The organism is Streptomyces sp. NK15101, assembly GCF_020400725.1.
Taxonomy (GTDB): domain Bacteria; phylum Actinomycetota; class Actinomycetes; order Streptomycetales; family Streptomycetaceae; genus Streptomyces.
In genome coordinates this window covers 1-3,423 of the sequence record NZ_JAINVG010000184.1, presented here as the reverse complement: position 1 = coordinate 3,423, position 3,423 = coordinate 1, and the positions used below count along the sequence as shown (strand labels likewise).

Below are 3,423 nucleotides of genomic sequence, written 5' to 3'. Positions count from 1 at the left end.
CGGGTCGCCTTCTGCGACTCCGGCTTCCTCGCCCTTCTCCGCTGGTGGCCCCGGCACGGACGCCGCCTCAGACTCGCGAACCGCTCCCGGGCCGTTCAGCGCCTTCTGAACGCGTCCGCCACCACAGGACAGCAGCCGCACCGGGCCGGCTCACCGACGGCAGCGGTCACGTCATGACGTTCGTACTCCTGACCTGCGGCCCGATGCTCACGGCCGTCCTCCTTGCGTACGGAGGACCCCGGGAAGCACGGCACCCCCGCCCCGCCCAGCCCTCCCGACCCACACCTCGCAGAACCCTGATCCACTGCCGCCTGGCCCTCCCGCTCCCGTGCTCCACGGCATAGACCCGGCAAGGTGTGGGGGCCCGCCCCGACCCGCGGGCCCCCACACCTGTGCCACCGTCCCCCTGAGCAAGCCCCGACGGGCAGGATCCTTGTCCAGCGCCCGGTTGTGGAAGGCGAGGACGTCCTCACCCTGGAACGGCGGGATGCCGACCGCTCCGGGGCACCGCCACGCAGCGGACCCACCCGTGACACCGGCTCCGGCAGGGTCGGTCCGTCGATGCACTCGGTGACAATGAACAGGAAGTGCTGGTCGAGCTGGGCGTCGATGGCCGGCGCGGTGCGGAACGGGCGGACGCCTCGTGCGCCAGTCACCTCGTGCCGGAAGTGGTGGGTGAAGCGCTCGTCGTCCGCCGGGCGGCGTTGATGACCTTGAACGCCACGGGCTGCGAGGGGGCGCTCTCGGCCGCGAGGCCGGTGCCCATGCGCGGACAACGGGCCTGCGGCACGCTGATCACCTGGTGGGGTTCGCCGGCCGTCGGCGGATCGCAGTGACGTGTTTTCAGCGCCGGCGCCTGGAGGAGGCAGCCGGACCGCCCGGTTTTCGGATGGAGGCGCGTCGGAGCCGTTCTGCGGCTCCGTTCCGGAGCCGTCTCGTTTCCCCGGCGGCGGCCCGAGCCTCGGGTGGGCCGGGCCCGCCCCTGCCCGCCATCGACGCGCTCGCGGGGCGGGTGCGTGAGGCTGGACCAGGAGGCGTGCCCGGGCGGCCGGGGGGATGCTGGGGTTGTGGAAGCGGGGCTGGAGGCCGCTCTGGCCGGGCGGCTTCAGGAGCTGACCGCGGCGCCGTTCTTGTTCGTGGGCAGCGGCCTGTCGCGCCGGTGCCTGGCGCTTCCTGGCCGGGAGGAGCTGCTGGAGCAGTTCTGTGGGGGGCTGCCCCGTCCGTACGCCTGCCACCGGGACACGGCGGGGGCGGATCTTCCGGCCGTCGCCGGCGCGACGGCCCGGGACCTTCACGAGCTGCGGTGGTCCAACGCCCATGCCGGCCGGCGGGCCGGCGCCGTGGAGCCTGCGGGGCCGCGGCCGGCGCCGGAGATCGCCGTCGCACGGGATGCGGCCGCTCGATCCGACCTGGCGGTTTCCCCACGGCTGGGTGACGCCGTGCCGGCCGAGGAGGTCCAGCTGCTGCGACAGGCGACCGTCGACGGGATGATCACCACCGTCTACGACACCCCGCTGTCTCAAGGGTTCACCGGCCTCCGCCCGTACGTCGGGCGGGACCAGCCGCTGTTCAGCGACGCGCAGGGCATCGCCGGGATCCACTCCGTCCACGGCAGTGCCGCCGGACCGGAGAGCCCGGTGCTCACGGCCGAGGACCGCCGGCGCTTCGAGGAGCGCAACGCCTGCCTCGCGGCCAAGTCGCTGACGATCTTCGTCGAGCACGCGGTGGTCTCCCTCTGCCACGACCTGTCCGACCGCAACGTCCACAGCATCCTTTCCGCGATCACCCCGCCCCTGACCGGCGACAACATCGATCACGTCGCCAATCGGCCGATCATCGGGGAAGGGGACTCCACCACCGACGACCCGCACGCGGGGCCACCGACTCCGGTCTTCGACCAGACCCTGGTGCCGATCGCCCTGGTCCGCGCGAGCGACTTCCGCCCCGTCTTCCGTGCCCCGGCCGGGCTGCGGGGAGCTTTCGGCGTCGGCCGGCTCCAGAACGGCGACATCACCGGCCTCCACCCCAGCGCCTACCGCGCAGGGAGGTTCCGCCGGCTCGGTCCTGTCCCTCGCACCCGACGCGAACTCGATGCCCACGGTCCGGTGGAGCCGGTCGCCTTCTCCGCGCTCCTGGATGCGGACGGCTACGACCTGGAGGAACCGCGGCAGGTACCGGTGGAGCGGATGGGCGGGTGCGGACCGGGGACCTCGCACGCCACCTCGTTCCACCGGTGCGTCTGCCCCTACGACCTGCCGGCCTGCGGACCGGCCGCCCGGGCGGGAGGGGACGGCCGATGAGCGAGCCCGTGGAGGAGCTGATAAGCAGCGCCGCGCAGAGCGCCGGCGGATGGCTGGGCGCGCTGCCGGTGGCTCAGGTGTCCACCAGCGCCGACGGAACGGTCGTGCGGTGGAACCGGGCGGCGCAGGAGCTGCTGGGCCACACCCCGCATCAGGTGGTGGGCCGGCACATCGCCGAACTGCTCCATCCCGGCGTGGACCGCAGCCTCGGCCGGTCGCTGTGGGAGGCGGCGGCCACCGGACGGGGGGTGATGGGCACGGTCACCGCCTGGCACGCCGACGGACACCCGGTCGAGCTGGAGATCTGGGCCAGCCCGGTTCCCGACCGCCACGACGACACCTCCGCCGTCATGCTCTTCGCCGCCGACGCCCATGCCGCGCGCCGCATCCGCGGTTCCTCGGCCGTGTGGGACGGGCTGTTCGCCCGCTCGCCGGTCGGCATCGCCCTCCTGGACACGCAACTGCGCTTCCTTCGGGTCAACCCGGCGCTGGAGAAGATGAACGGCCTGTCCGAGTCCGCCCACACCGGCAAGCGGCTCTCCCAGCTGCTGCCCGAGGTCAACGCCCACGACATGGAAAAGGCGATGCGGCACGTCCTCGAGGACGGGCACCCCCTGCTGGACCGGCGCCGGATCGGGCGCACCCCGGCCGATCCGGAACAGGACCGGGTGTGGTCATGCTCCTACGTCCGGGTCGAGGACCCCGCAGGCCGCCCGATCGGGGTGATCGCCTCCCTGCTGGACATCACCGACCAGAGCCGCGCCCACACCGAGGCCGAGGCGGGACGGCGCCGCCTGGCCCTGCTCAGCGAAGCGTCCATCCGGATCGGCTCCAGCCTGGAGTTGGAACGCACAGCGCAGGAACTCGCCGACCTCGCCGTACCGGAACTGGCCGATGCCGTCACCGTCGACGTCCTGGACTCCCTCGCCCGCGGGGACGACCCCGACATGGGGCTCGCCGGAGGTGTGCAGCTGCGCCGCCTGGGCAAAGCCCCGCTGACCGGCTCCCCGGTCACCGACGTCCTCGCCCCGCTCGGCCGCACCCTCGCCTTCCCCGTCGCCGCCCCCTACACCCAAGCCGTCGCCGGCCGCCGGCCGTTCCTGCTGGCCCATCTGGACGCCCA

The 3,423-nt window shown here is 73.5% G+C and carries 3 protein-coding genes; all 3 read left to right on the top strand.

The features are described from left to right. The first annotated feature begins 587 nt into the window (after window positions 1-587). The gene (locus K7G60_RS38430; RefSeq protein WP_225805604.1) at window positions 588-836 is read left to right on the top strand and encodes a hypothetical protein; all 249 of its coding nucleotides are present in this window, start codon (window positions 588-590) and stop codon (window positions 834-836) included. Window positions 837-1,439: 603 nt separating this feature from the next. Then, window positions 1,440-2,300, top strand: coding sequence for a hypothetical protein (locus K7G60_RS38425; protein WP_225805603.1), 861 nt, complete (start codon window positions 1,440-1,442; stop codon window positions 2,298-2,300). Continuing rightward, window positions 2,297-3,423: PAS domain-containing protein (locus K7G60_RS38420; protein ID WP_225805602.1), on the top strand; the 1,127-nt coding region annotated here is incomplete at its 3' end. The genes K7G60_RS38425 and K7G60_RS38420, both read left to right, overlap by 4 nt.